At 59.2% G+C, this 24,331-nt stretch carries 22 protein-coding genes; 11 read left to right on the top strand and 11 right to left on the bottom strand.

Translation table 11 applies throughout. From position 1 onward, the window contains the following. Window positions 1-31: 31 nt before the first annotated feature. Window positions 32-697: a DsbA family oxidoreductase gene (locus tag PYR65_RS13330; RefSeq protein ID WP_276118343.1), complete on the bottom strand. Its 666-nt coding sequence runs from the start codon at window positions 695-697 to the stop codon at window positions 32-34. Between the two features lie 100 nt (window positions 698-797). Further along, window positions 798-2,591: an extracellular solute-binding protein gene (locus tag PYR65_RS13325; protein ID WP_276121058.1), complete on the bottom strand. Its 1,794-nt coding sequence runs from the start codon at window positions 2,589-2,591 to the stop codon at window positions 798-800. 304 nt (window positions 2,592-2,895) lie between these two features. On the opposite strand from PYR65_RS13325, the gene PYR65_RS13320 reads away from it, so the two are divergent. Then, window positions 2,896-3,531, top strand: coding sequence for an invasion associated locus B family protein (locus PYR65_RS13320; protein WP_060641064.1), 636 nt, complete (start codon window positions 2,896-2,898; stop codon window positions 3,529-3,531). A gap of 87 nt (window positions 3,532-3,618) precedes the next feature. Here PYR65_RS13320 and hspQ read toward each other — a convergent pair whose 3' ends face one another. Next, on the bottom strand, window positions 3,619-3,948 hold the full coding sequence (hspQ, locus tag PYR65_RS13315; RefSeq protein WP_060641156.1) for a heat shock protein HspQ: 330 nt from the start codon (window positions 3,946-3,948) through the stop codon (window positions 3,619-3,621). 186 nt (window positions 3,949-4,134) lie between these two features. Between hspQ and PYR65_RS13310 the strand changes: the two genes are divergently transcribed. Together PYR65_RS13310 and PYR65_RS13305 are read left to right on the top strand one after the other, a co-directional pair. After that, on the top strand, window positions 4,135-5,163 hold the full coding sequence (locus PYR65_RS13310; RefSeq protein WP_276118342.1) for a hypothetical protein: 1,029 nt from the start codon (window positions 4,135-4,137) through the stop codon (window positions 5,161-5,163). 44 nt (window positions 5,164-5,207) lie between these two features. After that, a complete protein-coding gene (locus PYR65_RS13305; protein ID WP_276118341.1) occupies window positions 5,208-6,245 on the top strand; it encodes a TAXI family TRAP transporter solute-binding subunit in 1,038 nt (345 codons plus the stop codon). 97 nt (window positions 6,246-6,342) lie between these two features. On the opposite strand, the gene glnA is transcribed toward PYR65_RS13305, so the two are convergent. The 3 genes from glnA to PYR65_RS13290 all read right to left on the bottom strand — a co-directional run bounded on the left by glnA (window position 6,343) and on the right by PYR65_RS13290 (window position 8,479). After that, on the bottom strand, window positions 6,343-7,752 hold the full coding sequence (glnA, locus tag PYR65_RS13300) for a type I glutamate--ammonia ligase (RefSeq protein WP_276118340.1): 1,410 nt from the start codon (window positions 7,750-7,752) through the stop codon (window positions 6,343-6,345). Between the two features lie 60 nt (window positions 7,753-7,812). After that, window positions 7,813-8,151, bottom strand: coding sequence for a P-II family nitrogen regulator (locus PYR65_RS13295; protein WP_018324798.1), 339 nt, complete (start codon window positions 8,149-8,151; stop codon window positions 7,813-7,815). A 127-nt stretch (window positions 8,152-8,278) separates the two neighbouring features. Beyond that, window positions 8,279-8,479 carry a hypothetical protein gene (locus tag PYR65_RS13290; RefSeq protein WP_276118339.1) on the bottom strand — a complete coding sequence of 67 codons (201 nt, stop codon included), beginning with the start codon at window positions 8,477-8,479 and terminating at the stop codon, window positions 8,279-8,281. A gap of 8 nt (window positions 8,480-8,487) precedes the next feature. On the opposite strand from PYR65_RS13290, the gene PYR65_RS13285 reads away from it, so the two are divergent. Then, window positions 8,488-9,963 carry an NAD(P)H-hydrate dehydratase gene (locus PYR65_RS13285; RefSeq protein WP_276118338.1) on the top strand — a complete coding sequence of 492 codons (1,476 nt, stop codon included), beginning with the start codon at window positions 8,488-8,490 and terminating at the stop codon, window positions 9,961-9,963. Here the strand turns inward: PYR65_RS13285 and PYR65_RS13280 are convergent, their stop codons facing one another. Both PYR65_RS13280 and uvrA read right to left on the bottom strand, forming a co-directional pair. Continuing rightward, complete coding sequence (locus PYR65_RS13280; protein WP_276118337.1) at window positions 9,964-10,767, bottom strand: DUF72 domain-containing protein; 804 nt, start codon at window positions 10,765-10,767, stop codon at window positions 9,964-9,966. A gap of 25 nt (window positions 10,768-10,792) precedes the next feature. Then, window positions 10,793-13,714: an excinuclease ABC subunit UvrA gene (gene uvrA / locus PYR65_RS13275; RefSeq protein ID WP_276118336.1), complete on the bottom strand. Its 2,922-nt coding sequence runs from the start codon at window positions 13,712-13,714 to the stop codon at window positions 10,793-10,795. Window positions 13,715-13,979: 265 nt separating this feature from the next. Here uvrA and PYR65_RS13270 point away from each other — a divergent pair, with 265 nt between their 5' ends. Beyond that, window positions 13,980-14,513, top strand: coding sequence for a single-stranded DNA-binding protein (locus PYR65_RS13270; protein ID WP_276118335.1), 534 nt, complete (start codon window positions 13,980-13,982; stop codon window positions 14,511-14,513). Between the two features lie 280 nt (window positions 14,514-14,793). Here PYR65_RS13270 and PYR65_RS13265 read toward each other — a convergent pair whose 3' ends face one another. Next, window positions 14,794-15,423: a MarC family protein gene (locus tag PYR65_RS13265; RefSeq protein WP_060641056.1), complete on the bottom strand. Its 630-nt coding sequence runs from the start codon at window positions 15,421-15,423 to the stop codon at window positions 14,794-14,796. A gap of 231 nt (window positions 15,424-15,654) precedes the next feature. On the opposite strand from PYR65_RS13265, the gene gyrA reads away from it, so the two are divergent. Next, window positions 15,655-18,450 (top strand): DNA gyrase subunit A, encoded by a 2,796-nt coding sequence (gene gyrA / locus PYR65_RS13260; protein ID WP_276118334.1) that lies wholly within the window; start codon window positions 15,655-15,657, stop codon window positions 18,448-18,450. A 170-nt stretch (window positions 18,451-18,620) separates the two neighbouring features. Here the strand turns inward: gyrA and PYR65_RS13255 are convergent, their stop codons facing one another. Continuing rightward, window positions 18,621-18,761 carry a hypothetical protein gene (locus PYR65_RS13255; protein ID WP_156383383.1) on the bottom strand — a complete coding sequence of 47 codons (141 nt, stop codon included), beginning with the start codon at window positions 18,759-18,761 and terminating at the stop codon, window positions 18,621-18,623. Between the two features lie 356 nt (window positions 18,762-19,117). Here PYR65_RS13255 and coaD point away from each other — a divergent pair, with 356 nt between their 5' ends. From coaD to tgt, 5 genes are all read left to right on the top strand, one after another. Continuing rightward, complete coding sequence (coaD, locus tag PYR65_RS13250; RefSeq protein ID WP_276118333.1) at window positions 19,118-19,612, top strand: pantetheine-phosphate adenylyltransferase; 495 nt, start codon at window positions 19,118-19,120, stop codon at window positions 19,610-19,612. A gap of 31 nt (window positions 19,613-19,643) precedes the next feature. After that, window positions 19,644-20,213, top strand: coding sequence for a peptidylprolyl isomerase (locus PYR65_RS13245; protein ID WP_276118332.1), 570 nt, complete (start codon window positions 19,644-19,646; stop codon window positions 20,211-20,213). A 56-nt stretch (window positions 20,214-20,269) separates the two neighbouring features. Beyond that, a complete protein-coding gene (locus PYR65_RS13240) occupies window positions 20,270-20,779 on the top strand; it encodes a peptidylprolyl isomerase (protein WP_276118331.1) in 510 nt (169 codons plus the stop codon). Between the two features lie 75 nt (window positions 20,780-20,854). After that, on the top strand, window positions 20,855-21,955 hold the full coding sequence (gene queA / locus PYR65_RS13235) for a tRNA preQ1(34) S-adenosylmethionine ribosyltransferase-isomerase QueA (RefSeq protein ID WP_276118330.1): 1,101 nt from the start codon (window positions 20,855-20,857) through the stop codon (window positions 21,953-21,955). Continuing rightward, on the top strand, window positions 21,952-23,082 hold the full coding sequence (gene tgt, locus PYR65_RS13230) for a tRNA guanosine(34) transglycosylase Tgt (RefSeq protein WP_276118329.1): 1,131 nt from the start codon (window positions 21,952-21,954) through the stop codon (window positions 23,080-23,082). The genes queA and tgt overlap by 4 nt, the downstream gene beginning before the upstream one ends. Window positions 23,083-23,093: 11 nt before the next feature. Here the strand turns inward: tgt and PYR65_RS13225 are convergent, their stop codons facing one another. Next, the gene (locus tag PYR65_RS13225) at window positions 23,094-24,182 is read right to left on the bottom strand and encodes a class I SAM-dependent methyltransferase (protein ID WP_276118328.1); all 1,089 of its coding nucleotides are present in this window, start codon (window positions 24,180-24,182) and stop codon (window positions 23,094-23,096) included. Window positions 24,183-24,331: the final 149 nt, after the last annotated feature.

Here is a 24,331-nt window from a genome sequence, read left to right as displayed (position 1 = left end):
GGCCTTTTTGATATCGTCAGTCATCCCCGGCTCAATTGATCTGGGACGTGTCTTTCATATTGGCGATATCACGCAAGGCTCCGGTCAGGACATCGACCGACTGCGCCCCCATGACGGCATATTTGCTGTCGATGATGAAGCAGGGAACGCCGGTGACGCCCATGCCGCGGGCTGTCTCGATTTCGCCGGAAACCGCATCCTTGTCGGCATCGGAGGCCAGCAGCGCGGCAATAACATTGCGCTCGAGCCCGGCCTCTTCAGCAATCTCCAGCAGCACCGCGTGATCGCCGACATTGCGCCCCTGCTCAAAATTCGCTTTGAACAGCAGGGCTGCCACTTCGCTCTGGGCGTCCGGCCCCTCGGTCAGCGCCCATCGCAGCAGCCGGTGCGCATCCAGCGTGTTGGGACTGATTTCGACAGCATCGAAGTTGAAGCTGATGCCATCCTGCAGGCCGAGATCCGTCAGCATCTCATGGGCACGATTAACCGCCTCCTGGCCGCCAAGCTTGGCGGCAAGATGGGCTTTGTGATCGACGCCTTCCGGCGGCAGGTCCGGATTGAGCTGATAGGGCCGCCAGTTGACGGTCACGAGAATGTCACCGGCGACATTGGCGATGGCCTGATCGAGCCTTGCTTTGCCCAGATAGCACCAGGGACAGACAACGTCGGAGACGACATCGATATTGACATGGTTCACGGCGCTTGCTCCTTGCGCTGGCATTTGTTGATCAGCGACATAGGCGCGGCGATCTGCGCTTTCAATGCGTTACCAAAACTATACCGCCGCCATTTCAGCCCTATTGCACGCTTTGATCGAACCAGGCCGGCAACTGGTAGCCATAGAGCGGCACCACGCTTGGACGGCCGATGCGCTTTTCATGCGCAACCCATTGCGAGCCGATATGGTAAAGCGGCACGAGATAGAAATTCGAGACCAGCAATCTGTCATGCGCCCGCACGGCGGCCGTGAAGTCCTCGACGCTGACGGCGCGCAGGATATGTCCGACCAGCGTATCGACGTCCTTGTCGGCAACCCCGGCAAAATTCGAGCTGCCCTGCTGGTCGCGCGATTGCGATCCCCAATAGGAAATCTGCTCGATCCCCGGCGACAGCGAAGAGGGGAACGACTTCATGATGATATCGTAGTCGAAGGACTGGCTGCGCTGCTGGTATTGCGAATCATCGACCGTGCGCACGGATGCGGCGATGCCCAGTGCAGCAAGCGAGCGCTGATAGGTCAGCGCCAGTTTTTCCTGGCCGGCATTCTGGGTCATGATCTCGAAGGCGAGCGGCGCGCCGTTGGCATTGAGCATCCGGCCATCCTTGATGCTGTAGCCCGCTTCGCGCAGCAGCGTCACGGCTTCGCGCAGCACATTCCTGTCTCGCCCCGACGCATCCGTGACGGGCAACCGGTAGGTGCCATCGAGAACGGAAGGATTGATGCGGTTGCGGATATCGCCAAGCAGGCCCAGTTCGCGGTCGTCGGCGGCAACACCGAGATAGGACAGGCCTGAATTTTGCCAAAAACTCTGCGTGCGCGTATAGGCGCCGTCAAACAGGTTCTTGTTGGCCCATTCGAAATCGAAGACCAGCGCCAGGCCCTGGCGCAATTTCGGGTTCTCAAACATGGGCCGGCGGGTGTTGAAGACGAAGCCGAGCATGCCGGACGGCGTCTTCGGCGTAAACGTCTCCTTGATCACCTTGCCGGACTTCACCGCCGGAAAATCGTAGCCGCGCGACCATTTCGTGGCGCTGCCTTCCGGATAGACATCGATCTCACCTTTCTTGAAGGCCTCGAACAGCGAATTTTCCTGCAGGAAATATTCAACGGAAATCTGGTCATAATTGTCCAGTCCGACTTTGACCGGAAGGTCTTTCGCCCAATAATCGGGATTGCGCTTGTAGACGATCCGCTCGCCGGGCTTGACCTCCGCGACGCGATAGGGGCCGGAGCCGAGGGGGAATTTCAGCGAGGTTTGGTCGAATGTCGCCATATCGGTCGCGTGTTTCGGCAGGATGGGGGTCATGGCGATCAGCAGCGGAAATTCACGGTCGGCCTGATCGTTGAAGGTGAAGCGGACGCTGCGCTCGCCCACCTTCTCGATCTTGTCGACCTTGGCGAGACGCGTGCTGAACGGCACGCGGCCCTTGTCGCGAAACAGCTCGAACGTGAAGATGACGTCTTCCGGCGTCACCGGCTGGCCATCGGCCCATTTCGCCTTCGGATTGAGATTGAACTGGATGAAGGTGCGGTCGTCGTCCCATTCGACAGTTTCGGCCAAAAGCCCATAGAGCGAAAAGGCTTCGTCGCGCGAGCGCTGCATCAGCGAATCATAGACGAGATTGCCATATTCCGGATCGAGCATGCCACGCGCCGTGGTGCGCATGCTTTTCAGGATGAATGGATTGAGACTGTCGAAGGTCCCAACCACACCATAGGACACGCGGCCACCCTTCTTGACGTCTGGCTTAACGTAAGGGAAGCTCTTGAAATCGGCGGGCAGGGCGGGTTCGCCATGCATGGCGATGCCGTGAACCGGCTCCGCCTGCGCAGTGACACCGGTGCCAAGCGTTGCCAGCACCGAAAACAAACCCAAAAAAAATGCGCGCAAAGCCCGCCTCCTGCTATCGTGATCTCGTGAATCACGGCAAATTAACACGTTGACCAGTATTTCCAACCAACCGATCCTTTAAAAGCCGATGCGAGCCACTGAACGCAACGCAAAAGAATGATGGGGGGCTGGATATCCGGCGCGGCTCACTGTAACAGGTGTTCCCGGAGACGAGGGTCATGCAATTGCCTCATTTGCCCAACAGGAGAGCGGGCAGCTGACCATTGATCACGAGCGTCTTTAAGACTGCTCAGGCACCGGAATTCAGGAGACGGGTATCATTATGATCTTCAAGTCGAACTTCACCAAAAAGGCTGCTTTGTCGGCATTCGCCGGCGCATTTGCTGTTGCCGCGATGCCGGCCGCGTCTTTTGCGCAGCAGGCTTCCGGCGCCGGCCGCCCGCCGCAGGGCTGGTTCAAGGTCTGCACCAAGCAGGAAGACAACGATGTCTGCATCGTGCAGAACCTGCTGACGGCCAGCAATGGTCAGCTGGTCACCGCCGTTGGCCTGATCAGCGTCCAGGGCAAGGTGAACCGCAAGGTTCTGCAGGTTTCGGTTCCCTCCGCACGCCTCATCCCGGCGGGTATCCAGATGCAGATCGATGGCGGCAAGGGCACAAAGCTCGATTACGCCATCTGCATGCCGGATAAGTGCGTTGCCGAAGCGCCGCTCAGCGATGCAGTCCTGGCCAGCCTGAAGAAGGGCGGCGAGGTCGTGTTCACGTCGGTCAACTTCCAGCGTGCGCCGAACCCGATCAAGATTTCGCTCGGCGGCTTTACCGGCGTGTTTGACGGCGAGCCGATCGAACAGTCCAAGCTCGAAGAGCGCCAGCGCCTGCTGCAGGAAGAAATGCAGAAGAAGGCTGAAGACGCCCGCAAGAAGCTAGAAGACGCCCAGAAGGCTGCAACGGCGAACTGATCGCCAGTTTGATTTACCAAAAAAGCCGCCGCGACAATCTCGCGGCGGCTTTTTTGATTTTAAACACACTGTTCGAAATGTGTGTTCCTAGTGCTGGACCACCGCTTTCGGCTTGTACTGACCGACAGTCTCCGGATCGAAAAATGCGTTCACTTGGGAATGACGCACCGGCATGCCGCTCTCGTCCGAAATCAGGTTTTGCTCGGAGACATAAGCGACATATTCGGTCTCTTCGTTCTCGGCAAGCAGATGGTAAAACGGCTGGTCCCTGGTCGGGCGGACTTCAGCGGGAATTGAATTCCACCATTCCTCGGTATTGGCATATTCCGGATCGACATCAAAAATGACGCCGCGGAATGGAAACACGCGATGGCGAACAACCTGTCCAATCTGAAATTTTGCGTCTCTTTGTTTCATCATGTTAGGTTCCTTTCACCGTAGTATGTGGGGGGTTTTCCTCAAACATCAAGTGTGAAACGCGGTGCGCTCGCCGGTGCGTTCGGCCGCAGCAACACGAGGGCGCGTTGCGATGCACCGTTGCTTGCCTCTCCGGGAAAATCATCGTACCTCAGATGTGAAGAGTTCTTGGATGACGGATATTGCATGAGCAATCAGTGGGGTAGGGACAATCAGGTAACGCGCGGCCGTTCCTCGTCCGGCCTGCTGCTGCCGGTTATCCTGTGTCTGGCGCTGATTGGAGCAGGCGGATATTTCTGGTTTGCCAGGCAGACGATGCAGACGGATATCGCCGCGCTGACGGCGCAAACGGCGTCGCTGCAATCGCAACTGGATCAGGCCAAGGCCGAAAGAGACAAGGCCAGCAGCGATCTCCTGAATGTCAAAAAGAATTCCGGTACCTGGGCAGAGCAACTGGAAAAGGACTATGCCGAGCTGAAGCTGAATGAGGTTCCAAAGCTCACCCGGCTTCTGGACAAGCGCGATGCCGACATCGCAGCGCTCGAAAAACAGATTTCGGCCGAAAAATCTGCTGCGACATCGGCCTCCGTTGATTTCAAGGCAGAGATCGCTGGTTTGACGGCCCAGCTCGATACAGCAAAGACCGGGTCCACCGGACTTCGAGCACAGATTGAGGGGCTTGGCGCTGAAAAGCTTGCCCTCGACGCTCAGATCAAAACGCTGAACGCCGCCCTTGAAAAAGCAAAGGCCGATATGATCACGGCACAAAAAGCGCTAGCGCAAACGGCAATAGATGCCGGCGATACATCCACCGCTAAATCGGCGCTCGATCTGGCGCGTGACGCGCAGATCAAGAATCTGGAGCAAAGCCTAAGCGGCGAACGCCAGACAGTCGCGACATTGCGAAAGCAGCTTGCCGACCAGGCGGATGCCGCTGCCAGGATGGCAGCCGAAATGCCGGCGAGTACCCAGCCTGCAATCGATGCCGGTCCGCCGGTCGAGGGTGAGCGCTTGGTGCCGCGCGACCGTCAGGTGGTGGACACGATCATCGGCACGACACGCGGCGTCGGTTTTCTGGATGACGAAAAGAAACAGCGGCTGAAAGACCAGCTTGTATCCGGCGCCTGCGTCACCGACGCGTTGGAAAGTGTTTTTGATAGAGTACCGCTGGTCCTGATGCGCAATCTGATGCGCGACCTCAAGAGTGATTGCTGACAACCGGTCTCTGCCAACATGGCGGATGCCTTACGGGGAGATACATGATGTTGCGACAGGCTTTTATCGCCGTGACGATGCTGACGGCACTTGCGACCAGTCCTGTATCGGCGGCCGAGTTCGAAAAGAACATCATGACCGGCGGGCCGCAGGGCACCTATATCCAGATCGGCCGCGATGTCGCAACACTGGGCAAGACCTGCGGCCCGACGCTGAACGTCAAGGAATCCGCCGGCTCTCTTGAAAATTTCGTTGGCGTCCGCAACAGCCGGAACACCCAGTTCGGCATCGTCCAAAGCGATGTGCTCGAATATCTGAAGACATTCGAGGCCGATGATCCGGAAGTGCAGCAGGCGGTGCGCGGCGTGCGCATCATGTTTCCGCTCTACAACGAGGAAATCCATGTTCTGGCCCGCGCCGAAATCAAGGATATGGGCGATCTCGCCGGCAAGAAGGTCGCCGTCGGCGTCAAGGACAGCGGCACCTTCCTGACTTCCTCGCTGATCCTTGACATCCTGCAGGTGAAGACCGGCGAGCGGGTGCCTCTCAATCCGGATGCGGCGCTGCCAAAGCTTCTTTCCGGCGAGATCGATGCCTTTTTCTATGTGGCGGGCGCCCCGGCAGCTCTGTTCAAGAACAATCCGATCGACGGCACGAAATTCCATCTCGTGCCGATCACCGAAGCCCCGCTTCTCGCCACCTATACGCCGTCGCGGATTGAAGCGGGAACCTATGAATTCCAGAAGCAGCCGGTCGATTTGATCGCGGTCAAGGCTGTGATGATGACCTATGACTATGACGTCAAGCGCAATGCCTACCAGCGCGACAGCTGCAAGGCGGTCTCGGATTTTTCCAATCTCATCCTCAACAATCTCGACACGCTGCAGGCGACCGGCCATCCGAAGTGGAAGGATGTCGATCTGACGGCCCTGCCACCCGGCTGGCAGGTCGGCGTCTGCGTCAAGGCTGGCATGGCGCTCGATTACAAGCCGGCCTGCACAGCGCCTTCGGCTGTAAGCGCGCAACCGGACGCAAACGAGGAATATCTCAATCTGCTGAAAGAACGGCTGAAAAAGAAATAGGCCGAACGATACACCTCAAACAAAAGGCCGGCTTTCGCGAGAAAGCCGGCCTTTTGTTTGAGACGGACCCGCTTGGTCGCGGGTCCGCAAGCGGCTGTTAGGCCGAGTAGTACATGTCGAATTCGACCGGGTGCGGGGTCATTTCATACTGCATGACCTCGACCATCTTCAGCTCGATATAGGAATCGATCTGGTCGTCGTCGAACACGCCACCGGCGGTCAGGAACTTGCGATCCCTGTCGAGGTTCTCCAGCGCTTCGCGCAGCGAGCCGCAGACGGTCGGGATTTTCTTCAATTCCTTCGGCGGCAGGTCGTAGAGATCCTTGTCCATGGCCTTGCCAGGATGGATCTTGTTCTTGATGCCATCGAGACCGGCCATCAGCATGGCGGCAAAGGCGAGATAGGGGTTGGCCAGCGGGTCGGGGAAGCGGACTTCGACGCGCTTGGACTTCGGACCGGTTCCGAACGGAATACGGCAGGAGGCCGAGCGGTTGCGGGCGGAATAGGCCAGAAGAACCGGCGCTTCGTAACCCGGTACGAGACGCTTGTAGGAGTTCGTCGTCGGATTGGAAAAAGCGTTGATCGACTTGGCATGCTTGATGATGCCGCCGATGAAGAACAGGCAGCTTTCCGACAGGCCGGCATATTCGTCGCCTGCGAAGGTCGGCTTGGAGTCCTTCCAGATCGACAGGTGGACGTGCATGCCCGAGCCGTTATCGCCGAAAATCGGCTTCGGCATGAAGGTCGCCGTCTTGCCATAGGCGTTGGCGACCTGGTGCACGACATATTTGTAGATCTGCACCTTGTCGGCATTGCGCACCAGGGTGTCGAACCGGACACCCAGTTCGTGCTGGGCTGCGGCGACTTCATGGTGCTGCTTTTCGACGGTGACGCCCATTTCGGTCAGAACCGTCAGCATTTCGGAGCGCATGTCCTGGCAGCTGTCGATCGGCGGGACCGGGAAATAGCCGCCCTTGACGCGCGGACGGTGACCGAGGTTGCCGGTCTCGTAATCGGTGTCGTCATTGGAGGGCAGTTCGGAGGAATCGAGCTTGAAGCCGGTATTGTAGGGATCGGCCTTGTACTTGACGTCGTCGAACACGAAGAATTCCGGCTCAGGGCCAACGAAAACCGTGTCGCCGATGCCCGACGCCTTGAGATAGGCCTCGGCCTTCTTGGCGATACCGCGCGGGTCGCGGTTGTAGGCTTCGCCGGAGACCGGGTCGAGAATATCGCAGACGATCACCATCGTGGACTGCGCAAAGAAAGGATCCATGTGCACGGTGGCCGGATCGGGCATCAGAACCATGTCGGATTCGTTGATAGCCTTCCAGCCGCCGATCGACGAGCCGTCGAACATGACGCCATCGGCGAACATGTCTTCGTCGACACAGCCAACGTCCATCGTCAGGTGATGCAGCTTGCCCTTGGGGTCGGTGAAGCGCAGATCAACGAACTTGACGTCGTTATCCTTGATTTGCTTGAGGATATCATTTGCAGTCGTCATTTTTTATCAGTCCCTCTTTTGAGATGACGAGGTAGTGCCCGAACCCTGTGGTCAGGCGGATTAGATGGCGTCGATGCCGGTCTCACCGGTACGGATGCGGATAACCTCCTCGATATTGGAAACGAAGATCTTTCCGTCGCCAATACGCCCGGTCTGGGCGGCATTCCGTATGGCCTCGATCACGGCCTCCGCATTTTCGTCAGCCAGTACGACTTCGACTTTCACCTTCGGGAGAAAATCAACAACGTATTCCGCCCCACGATACAGTTCCGTGTGGCCCTTCTGGCGTCCAAAGCCCTTGGCTTCGGTGACGGTGATCCCCTGCAGGCCAACTTCCTGAAGGGCTTCCTTCACTTCGTCCAGCTTGAAAGGCTTTATGATCGCTTCGATCTTTTTCATGAGAAAATGTCTCTCCGCTTCTCCCGTTATGGCAGGCTTATGCCCGCTCGCCCTCAATATGCATTTTACATGCCAGATATGGCAAATGCGATGCCGTTTTGGGTGAAAACACCCGCAGCTGCGATGATCATATCGCTTTCTGCGGAATAAACAGCGTCATTTGCCTATTTTTTATGAATTTTTCTGCCAGGCGGCGGTTTGTCCTCAACGCAGGCCAGTTGTTGCCGCCGTGGGCGCCGCAAGTCAGCATAAATTCTATGCAAATGCCTAAAAAGAATACAAAATAAGCTGATGTTTTAAGCTTGTCGGCTGCGCCGCTTGCGGGCATTTTGAGGCATGCACCAAATCACCATCACCCCCGTCGAAATGTCCGCGATCGACCGCGAGGCCGCGCAATCGGGCATAGACAGTTTTTCGCTGATGACATCGGCGGGGATGGCCGTGTCGGCGGCAGCGCTCAGGCTCTATCCACAGGCGCTGCGGTTTGCCGTGTTGTGCGGACCCGGCAACAATGGCGGCGACGGCTATATCGCGGCGGCCGCCCTGCTTGGAAGCGGTGCGGAGGTCGTGGTTCATGCGCTCGGGGACAGCGCGCATCTTAAGGGCGACGCGGCCCTTGCATATGCGCAATGGGGCCGCAGCGTCGAGCCGCTTCAGGCCTACCTGCCAAAAGCCGGGGATGTCGTCATCGATGCCCTGTTTGGCGCCGGCCTGTCGCGTGCTGTTCCCGGCGATGTTGCGCTGGTGATGCAGGCTGTCACGCAGGCGCTGCTTCCCGTGATCGCCGTTGATCTGCCCTCCGGCCTTGATGGGCGCACCGGCCAGGTTCTGGGCGAGAGTTTTCGCGCCAGCCACACGGTGACCTTCATGGCGCGAAAGCCCGGCCATCTGCTGATGCCCGGCCGCAGCCTCTGCGGCAGAATGGAGGTCTGCGATATCGGCATACCCCAGCGTATTTTGCTGAGCCATGCCAGTGGGCTTTGCGAAAACGGGCCGCATCTCTGGGCGGGAGTGACGCAGACGCTTGATCCCTCCGCCCATAAATACAAGCGCGGTCATCTCGCCATCTTCTCGGGCGGGCCGCTCTCGACGGGTGCTGCACGGCTTTCAGCGATGGCGGGGCTGAAAGCCGGGGCCGGGCTGGTAACGCTTGCCTCCACATCCGCAGCGCTGGATACCAACGCAGCCCATCTGACGGCCATCATGCTGAAAGAGATCGAGGACGCCGCAGTTCTCTCGCACTGGATTGCCGACAAGCGGATCAACACCTTCGTGCTCGGGCCTGGATTTGGCGATCTGGAGAAAGCGCGGCGTTACGCCCTGATGCTGTGCGAGCGGTCGCTTGTGCTCGATGCCGACGGAATCACCGCTTTCAAGGATGACCCGGCGTTGCTTTTCAACGCGTTTGCGGGAGGCGGCACCCGGCTGGTCATGACCCCGCACGAGGGCGAGTTTGCGAGACTGTTTGCGGATATCGCTGCTGATCCCGCCCTGTCAAAAGTCGATCGCGCTGTTATGGCTGCCAAACGCAGTCATGCCGTCATTGTCTACAAGGGGGCGGATACGGTGATCGCATCGCCCGATGGCCGTGCTGCGATCAATACCAATGCGCCGCCTTGGCTGGCGACCGCCGGATCGGGCGATACCCTCTCCGGTATCATCGGCGCACATCTTGCCCAGGGCATGCCTGCCTTCGAGGCGGCCGCTTCGGGCGTCTGGCGTCACGGCCGGGCGGGGATGAAGGCCGGCGAGGGATTGACCGCAGACGATCTTGCCGCCGCGATAGAACCGCTCCCGACCGCCAGCGGTTGATCAGTCCACCCGTTTCTGCAGTGCGCGTGCGCCGTTCGGCGCATTGACCTTGCCCTCGGAGATGAAAAACGCAAAGACGTCGCGCGGCTTCTTGTCCGGCTTGTGACCGGGATCGGCATGGGCGAGGTCAGCAATATCACCGCCCGCCGCCCAGATTTTCACCCGGTCCGCCCAGAGATCGAGACGCTTGTCATCGTAACAGGTCTCGACATCATCGCTGCCGGTCTGAAGCCGCGTATAGACAAAATCGCCGGTGACATCGGCAATCATCGGATAGTCGAAATGATCGGCGCAGACGACCGCCACCTTGTGCTTGGCAAGCAGGGCGGTGAATTCCGGCGTGCGGAAGGAATCATGCCTGACCTCGACCACATGACGCAACGTCAGGCCATCCTGCTTTTCCGGCAGGAGCGCCAGAAACGCCCCGAAATCATCAGCATCGAACTTCTTAGTCGGCATGAACTGCCAGAGAATGGGGCCGAGGTGGCTCCCCAGCTCCGTCAGTCCTTGGCTCAAGAATTTTCCAATCGATTCACCGGCTTCCGCCAGAACCTTCTTATTGGTGGTAAAGCGGCTGGCCTTCAGCGAGAAGATAAAATCCTCCGGCACTTCCGACGCCCATTTGGCGAAAGTCTCCGGCTTTTGCGAGCCGTAATAGGTGCCGTTGACCTCGATCGCCTTCAATTGGCTGCTGGCATATTCCAGCTGCCGCTTCTTGGCCAGCGTCTCGGGATAAAAGGTCCCCTCCCACGGATCGAAGGTCCAGCCGCCAATGCCGCAACGGATCGTGCCTGATTTTGTCATGTGCAACTCTCTCCCGCTCTTCGCCTTATTCCGCTGCAGCCATCTTGCGGATCGGACGCCGCTCCAAAAGCTCCTTCAGGAAGGCGCCGGTATGCGAGCGCTTTTCCTTGACGATGTCTTCCGGTGTTCCAGCGGCAATCACTTCGCCGCCACCATCGCCGCCCTCCGGGCCGAAATCGATCACCCAGTCGGCCGTCTTGATGACTTCGAGATTGTGCTCGATGACCACAACGGAATTTCCCTGGTTGACCAGTTCGTGCAACACTTCCAGCAGCTTGGCGACATCGTGAAAATGCAGGCCTGTGGTCGGCTCGTCGAGAATGTAGAGGGTGCGGCCGGTCGAGCGTTTCGACAGTTCCTTGGCGAGCTTGACGCGCTGCGCCTCGCCACCCGAGAGCGTGTTGGCCTGCTGGCCGACCTTAATATAGCCGAGGCCGACGCCCTGCAGCGCCTGCAGCTTGTCGCGCACGGCCGGAACGGCAGCAAAGAACTCGACGCCTTCCTCGACGGTCATGTCGAGCACGTCGGCGATCGACTTGCCCTTGAAATGCACATCCAGCGTTTCGCGGTTGTAGCGCTTGCCGTGGCAGACGTCGCAGGTGACATAGACATCGGGCAGGAAGTGCATCTCGATCTTGATGACGCCGTCGCCCTGGCAGGCCTCGCAACGGCCGCCCTTGACGTTGAACGAGAATCGGCCGGGCTGATAGCCGCGCGTCTTTGCCTCCGGCAGGCCGGCAAACCAGTCGCGGATCGGCGTAAACGCGCCGGTATAGGTGGCCGGGTTGGAGCGCGGCGTGCGGCCGATCGGCGACTGATCGATGTCGATGACCTTGTCGATATGTTCGAAACCGTCGATCCGGTCATGCTCTGCCGGATTTTCGCGTGCGCCCATGATACGCCGTGCCGCCGCCTTGTAGAGCGTCTCGATCAGGAAGGTGGATTTGCCGCCGCCTGATACGCCGGTCACCGCGGTGAAAATCCCCAACGGGATCGAGGCCGTGACATTTTTCAGATTGTTGGCGCGGGCGCCAACAACGGTGATTTCCTTTTTCTTCTTCGGCTTGCGCCGCTCGGCGGGAACCGCAACCGCCATTTCACCGGACAGATATTTGCCGGTCAGCGAATTCGGATTGGCAAGCACTTCGGCCGGCGTGCCCTGCGCCACGACTTCGCCGCCGTGAATGCCGGCCGCCGGGCCGATATCGACGACATAATCAGCCGTCATGATCGCGTCTTCGTCATGCTCGACGACGATAACCGTGTTTCCGATGTCGCGCAGATGCCGCAGCGTATCGAGCAGGCGGGCGTTGTCGCGCTGGTGCAGGCCGATCGACGGTTCGTCGAGAACGTAGAGCACGCCGGTCAAGCCGGAGCCGATCTGCGAGGCGAGCCGGATGCGCTGGCTCTCGCCGCCCGACAGCGTGCCGGAATTGCGTGACAGGCTCAGATATTCAAGCCCGACATCGTTGAGGAAGCGCAGCCGTTCGCGGATTTCCTTGAGGATACGTACTGCGATCTCGTTCTGCTTGGCATTCATGTGGTCCGGCAGGACGTCGAACCAGTCGCGCGCAACTCGGATCGACATCTGCGTGACTTCGCCGATATGCAGCTTGTTGATCTTGACGGCGAGCGCCTCTGGCTTCAGGCGAAAACCGTTGCAGGCCGGGCAGGGGGCTGCCGACATGTAGCGCTCGATTTCCTCGCGCGCCCAGGCACTGTCGGTCTCCTTCCAGCGCCGCTCCAGATTGGGCACGATGCCCTCGAAATTCTTGGTGGTATTGTAGGAGCGGGCGCCGTCCTCGTAATGGAAGCTGATCTTTTCCTCGGTCCCCTGCAGGATCGCATGCCGCGCCTGGTCGGAAAGATCGGTCCATTTGCTTGACAGCTTGAACCCGAAGGCTTTTCCGAGCGCTTCGAGCGTCTGGTTATAATAGGGTGAGGATGATTTGGCCCAGGGGGCGATGGCGCCGTTCTTCAGCGTCCGGTCGGGTTCCGGAACGATCAGCGCCTCATCGATCTTCTGCTGACTGCCCAGACCATCGCAGGTCGGGCAGGCGCCAAACGGGTTGTTGAACGAGAACAGCCGCGGTTCGATTTCCGAAATTGTGAAGCCGGATACCGGGCAGGCGAATTTTTCCGAAAACAGCACGCGCTCATGCGTTTCGTTCAGCGATTTATTGGCGGACCCGCCGGCTGCCGTTTCTTCCGGCGGCAGCGGTTTGTCGGCAAATTCCGCAATGGCAAGGCCATCGGCAAGCGTCAGGCAGGTCTCCAGGCTGTCGGCCAGACGTGCCGTCAGGTCCGGGCGCACGACGACGCGATCGACGACGACGTCGATGTCATGCTTGTATTTCTTGTCGAGCACCGGCGCCTCGGCAATCTCGTAGAACTGCCCGTCGATCTTGACGCGCTGAAACCCCTTCTTCATCAGCTCGGCGAGCTCTTTCTTATACTCGCCCTTCCGGCCGCGCACGATCGGCGCGAGGATATAAAGACGGGTACCTTCGCCGAAGTCGACGACCCGGTCGACCATCTGGCTGACCGTCTGGCTTTCGATCGGCAGGCCGGTCGCCGGCGAATAGGGCACGCCAACGCGGGCAAAAAGCAGACGCATATAGTCGTAGATCTCGGTCACTGTACCGACGGTCGAGCGCGGATTGCGCGAGGTGGTCTTCTGCTCGATCGAGATTGCCGGCGACAGCCCGTCGATCTGATCGACATCAGGCTTCTGCATCATCTCGAGGAATTGGCGGGCATAGGCCGACAGGCTCTCGACATAACGCCGCTGTCCCTCGGCATAGATCGTATCGAAGGCAAGCGAGGATTTTCCCGAGCCGGAAAGGCCGGTCATGACGATCAGCTTGTTGCGCGGCAGGTCAAGGTCGATGCCTTTGAGATTGTGTTCGCGCGCGCCGCGGATGGAAATGGTCTCAAGTTTGCTCATCGTGCCCAGCTTTGTACATGCGTTTGAAAGCTCTTATTTAAGGACGCCAGCGCCCATGTCGAGGCGCAAGGTGAAAAACAGCAGGCTTTCCGAGTCGGTTGACAGGATATTACAAATTTATTAGAACAAAGAAAGAACATAATTTGAAATCTGTTGTGGATGACACAATGCAAAGGGGCGTATGCTTGGCCGTCAGCCGCTAAGATGTGCGCTCTGAATTTGGTAGCCGGGCGGAAATGCCGGGCGAGATAGCGGGAAAAGCAAGATGGCAGGCAGTGTCAACAAGGTGATTTTGATCGGTAACCTCGGGGCAGACCCGGAAATCCGGCGCACGCAGGACGGCAAGCCGATCGCCAACCTGAACATTGCGACCTCGGAAAGCTGGCGCGACCGCAATTCCGGTGAGCGCAAGGAAAAGACCGAATGGCATCGTGTGGTGATCTTTAACGAAGGTCTCTGCAAGGTTGCCGAGCAGTATCTGAAAAAGGGCGCGACGGTTTACATCGAAGGCCAGCTGCAGACCCGCAAATGGCAGGACAAGGACGGCCAGGACCGCTACTCGACGGAAGTCGTGCTGCAGGGCTTCAACTCGACGCTGACTATGCTTGGTGGCCGGGGTGACGGGCAGGGCGGTGGCCGTGGCAGCTCGGACTATGGCGGCGGCAATGCGGGCGGCGGCTCGGACAATTACGGCGGCGATTACGATCGTCCCTCCTCGGCCCCCGCAGGCCGTTCCGGCGGTGGCGCCAGCAGCGGCGGAAACTTTTCGCGCGACATGGACGACGACATTCCGTTCTGATTGTCGACAAACACCGAAAGTCGCGGGGGCAGTGTCTCACTCTCCGTCATCCTCGCCCTTGTGGCGGGGATCCAGCGACCCGGCGTCTGCTGGGTCAAAAGACTCTTTCAGCTCAAGGACTTGAGCTGACTGGATTCCTGTGACAGGCACAGGAATGACGGAGAATTTGACAATATTCTAATTTCCGAACTTCCCTGCAGGACTGTTTAAATATCCTAGGCAAAAGGCTGAATATCCAGAAAACCAGGCTTTTTCATAAGCCTCAATCAATCATCCGGGCTCACAGAGCCATGGTCGATTTGATGCCATCGACGACGAATTGCACGGCCAGAGCCGCGAGGATGACGCCAAGCAGCCGGGTCAGGATGGCGCGGCCGGTGACGCCGAGAAACCGGTCGATGCGCTCGGCGATCACCAGGGCGGCAAACAGGATGGCAAGGCAAAAGGCGATGACAAGGATCAGCTGAGCCCGGTCGATGGTGGATGAGAAGGATCCGGAAAGCAGGATCGTCGCCGAAATCGCGCCGGGTCCGGCAATCAGCGGCAGTGCCAGCGGAAACACCGCTATATTGTGGATGTGGTCGCGCGTAATCGCTGCTTCGCCGGTCTTTTCCTTGCGTTCATTGCGCTTCTCGAAGATCATTTCGAAGGCGATCCAGAACAGCAGCAGACCGCCGGCGATCCGGAAGGCGCCGATGGAAATGCCAAGCAGTCCCAGAATGCCGTTTCCAAACAGCGCGAAGGCCGACAGGATGAAGAAGGCGATCAGCGTCCCGCGCCGCGCCACCAGAAACCGCTCGTGACGGCTCATGCCGACGGTCAGGCTGAGGAAGATCGGCGCAAGGCCGGGTGGATCGATGGTGACCAGGATCGTGGTCAGCGCATTGATCAGAAGGTCGATGTGAGACATCCCGTTCCCCTCGCGGCCTTGTTTATGATGACCGTCTGATGAATTGTTAGGGGAGGGTAGCGCCGAAGGAAAGGCCTGTCTTTCACTGTTTGGCCGCTTTTGCCTTGCAAATGCCTGCGAGAGCGCCGATGAGCCTAAAAGGCTGTTCAAAACCCAGCCCCGAAATTGGCGCTCGCCAATGCATTCGGCTATAAAAATCTGTCTGATTCTGAACAAAGATCGTGATCGAAATTGACTGAACAAAGCACACCCGGCGGCGGCAAGAATCCACCAGGCATCGAGCCCATTTCCATCATGGAGGAAATGCAGCGCTCGTATCTCGATTACGCCATGAGCGTTATCGTCAGCCGTGCGCTTCCCGATGTCCGCGATGGTCTGAAGCCCGTGCACCGGCGCATCCTGTTCGGGATGAGTGAGCTGGGCATCGACTGGAACAAGAAATACGTCAAATGCGCCCGCGTCACCGGCGACGTGATGGGTAAATTCCATCCGCACGGCAACTCGGCGATCTATGACGCGCTCGCCCGCATGGCGCAGCCCTGGTCGCTGCGCTTGCCGCTGATCGACGGTCAGGGCAATTTCGGCTCCATCGACGGCGACCCGCCGGCGGCCGAACGCTATACCGAGTGCCGCCTGCAGAAGGCAGCCCATGCGCTGCTCGACGACCTCGACAAGGAAACGGTCGATTTTCGCGACAACTATGACGGCACGCTGAGCGAACCGTCGGTTGTTCCGGCGAAATTCCCGAACCTTCTGGTCAATGGCGCCGGCGGCATCGCCGTCGGCATGGCGACCAATATCCCGCCGCACAACCTGATCGAAGTCATCAATGGCTGTATCGCCCTGATCGACGAGCCGGGACTGGAACTGCCGCAGCTGATGGAGATCATCCCGGGTCCGGACTTCCCGACCGGCGCGTTCATCCTCGGCCGGTCCGGCATCCGCTCCGCCTACGAGACAGGCCGCGGCTCGGTCATCATGCGCGGACGCGCCACCATCGAGCCGATGCGTGGCGACCGCGAGCAGATCATCATCACCGAAGTTCCCTTCCAGGTGAATAAGGCGACGATGATCGAGAAGATGGCCGAACTGGTCAAGGACAAGCGCATCGAGGGTATTTCGGACCTTCGCGACGAATCCGACCGCCAGGGTTACCGCGTCGTTGTCGAGCTCAAGCGCGACGCCAATGCCGAGGTCATCCTCAACCAGCTCTATCGCTACACGCCGCTGCAGACCTCGTTTGGCTGCAACATGGTGGCGCTGAACGGCGGCAAGCCGGAGCAGATGACGCTGCTCGACATGCTGCGTGCGTTCGTGTCCTTCCGCGAGGAAGTCATCAGCCGCCGCACCAAATATCTGCTGCGCAAGGCACGCGACCGCGCGCATGTCTTGGTCGGCCTGGCGATCGCTGTCGCCAATATCGACGAGATCATCAAGCTGATCCGCAACGCGCCAGATCCAGCCACCGCGCGCGAACAGTTGATGACGCGCCGCTGGCCTGCATCGGATGTCGAAAGCCTGATCCGTCTCATCGACGATCCGCGCCACCGCATCAACGAGGACCTCACCTACAACCTGTCGGAAGAGCAGGCGCGCGCCATCCTCGAACTGCGCCTTGCCCGCCTGACGGCCCTTGGCCGCGATGAAATTGGCGACGAACTGAACAAGATCGGCGCCGAGATCAGCGACTATCTCGATATTCTGTCGTCGCGCATCCGCATCATGACGATCGTCAAGGACGAACTCATCGCCGTGCGGGAAGAGTTTGGCACGCCGCGCCGCACTGTGATCGTCGAAGGCGGTCCGGACATGGACGACGAGGACTTGATTGCCCAGGAAGACATGGTCATCACCGTGTCCCATCTCGGCTATATCAAGCGCGTGCCGCTGGCGACTTACCGCGCACAGCGCCGCGGCGGCAAGGGCCGCTCCGGCATGGCGACGCGCGACGAGGATTTCGTCACGCGCCTGTTCGTGGCCAATACCCATACGCCGATGCTGTTCTTCTCCTCGCGCGGCATCGTCTACAAGGAAAAGGTCTGGCGCCTGCCGGTCGGCACGCCGCAATCGCGCGGCAAGGCCCTGATCAACATGCTGCCGCTGGAACCCGGTGAACGCATCACCACGATCATGCCGCTGCCCGAAGACGAGACGACGTGGGAAAATCTCGACGTGATGTTCTCGACGACGCGCGGAACCGTGCGCCGCAACAAGCTGTCGGATTTCGTCCAGGTCAACCGCAACGGCAAGATCGCCATGAAACTCGACGAAGAGGGCGATGAAATCCTCTCGGTCGAAACCTGCACGGAGAATGATGACGTTCTTCTGACGACGGCGCTTGGCCAGTGCATCCGCTTCTGTGTCGATGATGTCCGCGTCTTTGCCGGCCGCAATTCGATCGGCGTTCGCGGCATCACGCTTGGCGACGGCGACCGGATCATCTCGATGACCATCGTCGGCCATGTCGATGCCGAGCCCTGGGAGCGGGCTGCCTATCTCAAGCGTGCTGCCGCCGAGCGGCGTGCGGCAACCGGCGAGGACGAGGAAATCGCGCTGGTTGGCGAAGAGGTCGCCGAGGAGGGTCAGCTCGAGGATGCCCGGTACGAGGAACTCAAGGCACGCGAACAATTCGTGCTGACGGTCTCGGTCAAGGGCTTTGGCAAGCGCTCCTCCACCTATGACTTCCGCACCTCCGGGCGTGGCGGCAAGGGTATTCGCGCAACGGATACGTCGAAAACAGGCGAAATCGGCGAACTGGTCGCGGCCTTCCCGGTCGAGGACACCGACCAGATCATGCTGGTCTCTGATGGCGGCCAGTTGATCCGCGTGCCCGTCGGCGGTATCCGGCTTGCCAGCCGCGCCACAAAGGGTGTGACGATCTTCTCGACCGCCAAGGACGAAAAGGTCGTGTCCGTCGAGCGCATCAGCGAGCCGGAACCCGAAGAGGACGAGGATGGCACCGGCCAAACGGATGCATTGGATGACGATGCACCGGCCACCGAGCCGCCGGCTGCAACGGAAGAATAAAACCTGCCGTTACCTTATCGAAAGGCCGGGCGATCTCATCGCCCGGCCTTTTTTGCTTCAAAAACTGTCTTCGGACATGCAATAGGCAAAGAAAAACCGGACTGGCAGGGGAACCGTCCGGTTTTTTATGTCAGCGGGACTGGAGGTTACCGCTGGAAGAAATTTTAAAATCAGACGCTGAACCCACCGGCGTCGCGGCTCATAGCTTTCATCGCAGTTCTGTCGCGCTGAAGCTCGAAAATGGTTTTGGCGAAATCGACCAGGAACACGATACTAATCACTGCCGACATGAGCATCATTGTGATGGCCATTGCAGATCGTCCTCTAGTTAAACAGGTGAGTGTTGTTTGGACCAGACCGGTCCATGCGCGCTTCTTTTCTGATTGCGTTTGCCGTTGCAAAAAGCATGACAAAGAACATGGTCATCGACAGAAGAATAAGTGCCATAGCGGTGATCCTTTCAGCCAATAAACGGCCGTGATGGAAAAAGGTTCCGTTCTTTACTTGCCGGATGAGCAACGTGCCCAGGAACAACTTCGAACGGCTTATTCAGTAACGGTCCTATCGTCGTGGTGATGTTCCTGCGGGAACACGGGGAGCGGCGAGCGAGTTCCCTTGCGAATGGCCGCAGACCATGACAAAAGGCTTCGAAACGGAAACAGGCGCGATGATCACTGCTTTTTATCCCGGCTCCTTCGACCCGATGACGAACGGTCACCTCGACGTGCTGGTGCAGGCGCTGAACGTGGCGCCGGCCGTCATCGTCGCGATCGGTGTCCATCCCGGCAAGACGCCTCTCTTCTCCTTTGACGAACGCGCAGCGCTGATTGCCCAGTCGCTCCAGGAGTTTCTTCCGGAAAGGGCCGCCGATATTTCCGTCGTTTCGTTTGATAATCTGGTTGTCGATGCTGCGCGAAAACACGGAGCATCGCTTCTGGTGCGTGGTCTGCGCGACGGCACGGACCTCGATTATGAGATGCAGATGGCGGGCATGAACCGGCAGATGGCGCCGGATATACAGACCCTGTTTCTTCCGGCCGGCACAGCATCGCGGCCCATTACCGCCACATTGGTTCGCCAGATCGCTGCCATGGGCGGTGATGTCAGCGCCTTCGTACCCAAGGCCGTCTATCAGGCCCTGAACGCAAAACGCAAATCCTGACGTTTTCCTTTTTATTTCCACGGGAGTTCATATGAAAATTCTCCAACTCGCTTTCGCAGGCGCCGTTGTCCTTGCATCCCTGACCAGCACCGCTTTTGCGCAGGCCAAGGAGTACATCACCATCACCCTGAAGGACGGCCCGGTCGTTATCGAACTGATGCCGGATGTGGCGCCCAAGCACGTAGCGCGCATCAAGGAACTGGCAGCTGCCGGCGATTACAACAATGTCGCATTCCACCGCGTCATTCCCGGCTTCATGGCCCAGACCGGCGACGTTCAGTACGGCAATATGGAAAAGGACTTCAAGGCCGACATGGCCGGCATGGGCGGTTCCTCCAAGCCGAATGTCGAGGCTGAATTTTCCAAGGTTCCGTTTGAGCGCGGCACGGTCGGCATGGCCCGCAGCCAGGACCCGAACTCCGCCAATTCCCAGTTCTTCATCATGTTCGCCCCCGGTGATTTCCTCAACGGCCAGTATACGGTCGTCGGCAAGGTCGTCGAAGGCATGGACAATGTCGACAAGATCAAGAAGGGCGACGAAGCCAATAACGGCTCCGTCAGCGATCCCGACCGCATGATCAGCGTCAAGGTCGGCAAGTAACACCGGCTTCAATTCAGCCATTTTAAGCAGACGAAAATAACACAAAGGAGAAGACCATGACCGAGATCAAGGATCCGGAAAACACCATCATCATGGAAACCACCAAGGGGCAGGTGATCATCCAGCTTCTGCCGGACCTGGCGCCGGGCCACGTTGCCCGCATCAAGGAACTGTGCGCCGAAGGTGCCTATGATGGCGTCGTGTTCCACCGCGTCATCGACGACTTCATGGCGCAGACTGGCGACGTGCAGTACGGCAAGACCGGCGGCAAGGATTTCAATCCGGCCCGCGCCGGCATGGGCGGCTCGTCCAAGCCGGACCTCAAGGCTGAATTCTCCAACATGAGCCACGTCCGCGGCACCTGCTCGATGGCCCGCAGCCAGATGCCGAACTCGGCCAACTCGCAGTTCTTCATCTGCTTTACTGACAGCCCATGGCTGAACAAGCAGTACTCGGTCTGGGGTCAGGTCATTTCCGGCATGGACAATGTCGACAAGATCAAGAAGGGCGAGCCGGTCAAGGATCCCGACAGCATCGTTTCGATGAAACTTGCCGCCAACGCCTAATTCAGGCTATTGCCAAAACCCGTCCCGTTGCCTTGAAGGGCGCCGGGGCGGGTTTGCCGTTTAAAGAGAGTTTTGATGCGCGTCGATCTGTTCGATTTCGATCTTCCCGAAGACAATATTGCGCTGCGGCCCGCAAGTCCGCGCGACAGCGCGCGCCTGCTCGTCGTTCAGCCGCAAGACGATTCCGGGCTGAGCGATCGCAGCGTGATGGACCTGCCGAAGTTCCTGCGTCCCGGCGATGCCCTCGTTTTCAATGATACCAAAGTCATTCCCGCGCAGCTGGAAGGGGTCAGGCGGCGTGGCGCGGATGTGGTGACTGAGGTCTCCCTGACGCTGCACATGCGCGTCGCAGCCGACCGCTGGAAGGCGTTTGCCCGCCCGGCCAAGCGCCTGAAGCCCGGCGACCGTATCGAATTCGGCCACGGGTCCAATACCTGCCTGATGGGTGCGCTGGACGCGACCGTCGCGGAGAAGGGCGAGGCCGGCGAAGTGACCCTTCAGTTTGACCTGTCCGGCCCGGCGCTCGACGACGCCATTCTTGCCGTCGGCCATATTCCATTGCCGCCCTATATCGCCTCCAAGCGCGCCGAGGACGAGCAGGACCGCACAGATTACCAGACGGTCTATGCCCGAGAACAAGGCGCAGTAGCGGCCCCAACCGCCGGTCTTCATTTCACCGATAGGCTGTTCAACGCCCTGGATGCGCTTGGCGTCGAGCGCCATTTCGTGACCTTGCACGTGGGCGCCGGAACCTTCCTGCCGATGAAGGTGGACGATACCGACGATCACGTCATGCACCAGGAGATCGGCCATGTCAGTGCCGAGGTTGCCGAACGCCTGAATGCTGTCCGGGCGAGGGGCGGGCGCATCGTCTGCGTCGGTACCACGTCGCTGCGGCTGATCGAGAGTGCGGCCGAAGAGAATGGCGATATCCGCCCCTGGTCCGGCCCGACCGGCATCTTCATCACGCCCGGCTATCGCTTTCGCGCGGTGGATATGCTGATGACCAATTTTCACCTGCCGAAATCGACTTTGTTCATGCTGGTTTCGGCGTTCAGTGGCCTGGAAACCATGCGGCGGGCCTATGCCCATGCAATCAAAACCGGCTACCGCTTTTATTCCTACGGCGATTCCAGCCTGCTTTTCCGGGATAATCCCAGGATCGAGACACCATGACCGAGACATTCCAGTTCAACATTCAGGCAACTGACGGCAAGGCCCGGCGCGGCATGGTATCGATGCCGCGCGGCGAGATCCGCACGCCGGCTTTCATGCCGGTTGGAACCGTCGGCACGGTCAAGGCGATGTATCTCGATCAGGTGCGCGATCTCGGCGCCGACATCATTTTGGGCAACACCTATCACCTGATGCTGCGCCCCGGTCCTGAGCGCGTGGCGCGTCTTGGCGGCCTGCATGAGCTGATCCGCTGGCCCTATCCGATCCTGACCGACAGCGGCGGCTTCCAGGTCATGTCGCTCGCCGGCCTGCGCAAGCTCGATGAAAAGGGCGTGACCTTCAAGAGTCATGTCGATGGCGCGCTCCATCATATGTCGCCGGAACGTTCGATCGAGATCCAGGGGATGCTCGATAGCGATATCCAGATGCAGCTCGACGAATGTGTGAGACTTCCGGCCGAAGCACTTGATATTGAACGAGCAATGGAAATGTCTCTGCGCTGGGCAGATCGCTGCAAGACTGCTTTCGGCGACCAGCCTGGCAAGGCGATGTTCGGCATCGTCCAGGGTGGCGATGTGCCTGCACTGCGCGTCCGCTCGGCAAAGGCACTATCAGGGCTCGATCTGAAGGGCTACGCGATCGGCGGCCTTGCCGTCGGCGAACCGCAGGCGGTGATGCTGGATATGCTCGACATTACCTGCCCGGAACTGCCCGCCGAAAAGCCACGCTATCTGATGGGGGTCGGCACACCCGACGATATCCTGAAATCCGTGGCGCGCGGTATCGACATGTTCGACTGCGTCATGCCGACCCGCGCCGGCCGTCACGGCCTGGCCTTCACCCGGCGCGGCCGCGTCAACCTGCGCAATGCCCGCCATGCGGAAGATATCAGGCCGCTCGACGATCAGTCCTCATGCCCAGCAGCACGCGACTATTCGCGCGCCTACCTGCATCATCTCGTGCGCGCCGACGAAAGCCTGGGCGGCATGCTGCTCACCTGGAACAACCTTGCCTATTACCAGGACCTGATGGCCGGTATCCGCAAGGCAATCGAGGAAGGCCGCTATGCCGCCTTCATGGAGGAAACACAGGAAGAATGGCGCCAAGGCGACTTGGCGCCCTTGTGAAATGGTAGCACTCAGACGACTTTCGCCTTGACGACGACGCGGCTCAGATCTTTGGCCGCGCCCGACATTTTGGCGGACAAAGGGATTGACAGCTTGACGGAATAAAGACGGTCGCGCTTGGTCTCGAAGCGAAAGCTGCTATCGAGGGCTGTCAGCTTGCCTGATTGCAACGGCTCCCAGGTAATGCTCCCGGAAATCGGCCGGGGCTTGACGGTCCATTTCAGTGTCTCAGGGCCACCATGCGGAATGATGACGTCGATTACCGCCGTGCCGTCGCCGAAGACCTGCGGCTGGATGGTCAGGCTGCCTTTCTCCACTTCTGGCTGAAGATACTGGAAGTCGGACCAAAGCGCGCTCAGATGGCCATCTGCCTGGATCGTCAACCGCTTGCGTGATTCCTCAAGTCCACACACCTGCGGCCGCACTTTGGTGCGTCCGGAATCCTTTGTCAGCACCATCACGTTGGCCGCCAGAATGATGCCGCGGCGAAACGAGACGATCGGCTTGGAAAATTTGCGGGCGGCATCGCACCCGTAATCCTGCAGCCGTTCCGGGTGAGGGCGGTTGAAAATATGATCGCGCACGAAGCAATCGAATTCCGGCTCGGCATGCAGCGGCGAGGCATGGATCAGGTCGATCAGATGGTTGGGATCGAAATAGTAGTTGTGCGGAATCGGCTCGGTGGCGCCGCCGAACGTAATGGCCGTGGTAAAGGCATAGACGCCGCCGGGCTTCAGGACGCGTTCGACCTCTTTGAAGTGCTGCAGGAAATCCGTGTCGCGCCCGATATGCTCGAATGATCCTGTCGACCAGCAGAAGTCGAAGCTCTCATCGGGAAAATCGAGTTTGCGCATGTCCATCGCCATCGCATCGACCTTGTTCGCGTCGATCGGCCAGGGCGCCTTTTGCAGGATGAGATCACGGGGATTGTCGGTACGCACCCCGACCCAGCCGCTATTGGGCAAATAAAGATCGGTGACCATCGTCTTTGCGACGCGCGGTACGACCGCATAGATGAGCTTTTCAGTACCGGCGCCCATGGCAAGACCCTGGGCTGCAGGGTGAAGCTTTCCCTTGATCGAAAGCGCCCGGAAGATCATGGCGAATTCCCAGGCACGCCGGGATCCGAAAGGAATAGATCTCAAATCGTCTCTAAGAATATTGTCGATCTCTGGATGGAAGAGATCATGGATGTCACAAACTTTCTGCAGCGGCAAATTCACGATGAACGCTCCCGGGCTTAATTAGC

Origin of the sequence: Pararhizobium qamdonense, from assembly GCF_029277445.1 — a bacterium.
In the GTDB taxonomy this organism is placed as follows: domain Bacteria; phylum Pseudomonadota; class Alphaproteobacteria; order Rhizobiales; family Rhizobiaceae; genus Pararhizobium; species Pararhizobium qamdonense.
This window is presented reverse-complemented; position numbering and strand designations above follow the sequence as displayed.

Bases quoted from the DNA above. Each gene is read 5' to 3' on its own strand.
- PYR65_RS13320 (WP_060641064.1), top strand. From the start codon at position 2,896: ATGATCTTCAAGTCGAACTTCACCAAAAAGGCTGCTTTGTCGGCATTC.
- hspQ (WP_060641156.1), bottom strand. From the start codon at position 3,948: ATGAAACAAAGAGACGCAAAATTTCAGATTGGACAGGTTGTTCGCCAT.
- PYR65_RS13310 (WP_276118342.1), top strand. From the start codon at position 4,135: ATGAGCAATCAGTGGGGTAGGGACAATCAGGTAACGCGCGGCCGTTCC.
- PYR65_RS13305 (WP_276118341.1), top strand. From the start codon at position 5,208: ATGATGTTGCGACAGGCTTTTATCGCCGTGACGATGCTGACGGCACTT.
- glnA (WP_276118340.1), bottom strand. From the start codon at position 7,752: ATGACGACTGCAAATGATATCCTCAAGCAAATCAAGGATAACGACGTC.
- PYR65_RS13295 (WP_018324798.1), bottom strand. From the start codon at position 8,151: ATGAAAAAGATCGAAGCGATCATAAAGCCTTTCAAGCTGGACGAAGTG.
- PYR65_RS13290 (WP_276118339.1), bottom strand. From the start codon at position 8,479: ATGCCCGCAAGCGGCGCAGCCGACAAGCTTAAAACATCAGCTTATTTT.
- PYR65_RS13285 (WP_276118338.1), top strand. From the start codon at position 8,488: ATGCACCAAATCACCATCACCCCCGTCGAAATGTCCGCGATCGACCGC.
- PYR65_RS13280 (WP_276118337.1), bottom strand. From the start codon at position 10,767: ATGACAAAATCAGGCACGATCCGTTGCGGCATTGGCGGCTGGACCTTC.
- uvrA (WP_276118336.1), bottom strand. From the start codon at position 13,714: ATGAGCAAACTTGAGACCATTTCCATCCGCGGCGCGCGCGAACACAAT.
- PYR65_RS13270 (WP_276118335.1), top strand. From the start codon at position 13,980: ATGGCAGGCAGTGTCAACAAGGTGATTTTGATCGGTAACCTCGGGGCA.
- PYR65_RS13265 (WP_060641056.1), bottom strand. From the start codon at position 15,423: ATGTCTCACATCGACCTTCTGATCAATGCGCTGACCACGATCCTGGTC.
- PYR65_RS13255 (WP_156383383.1), bottom strand. From the start codon at position 18,761: ATGGCCATCACAATGATGCTCATGTCGGCAGTGATTAGTATCGTGTTC.
- coaD (WP_276118333.1), top strand. From the start codon at position 19,118: ATGATCACTGCTTTTTATCCCGGCTCCTTCGACCCGATGACGAACGGT.
- PYR65_RS13245 (WP_276118332.1), top strand. From the start codon at position 19,644: ATGAAAATTCTCCAACTCGCTTTCGCAGGCGCCGTTGTCCTTGCATCC.
- PYR65_RS13240 (WP_276118331.1), top strand. From the start codon at position 20,270: ATGACCGAGATCAAGGATCCGGAAAACACCATCATCATGGAAACCACC.
- queA (WP_276118330.1), top strand. From the start codon at position 20,855: ATGCGCGTCGATCTGTTCGATTTCGATCTTCCCGAAGACAATATTGCG.
- tgt (WP_276118329.1), top strand. From the start codon at position 21,952: ATGACCGAGACATTCCAGTTCAACATTCAGGCAACTGACGGCAAGGCC.
- PYR65_RS13225 (WP_276118328.1), bottom strand. From the start codon at position 24,182: ATGATCTTCCGGGCGCTTTCGATCAAGGGAAAGCTTCACCCTGCAGCC.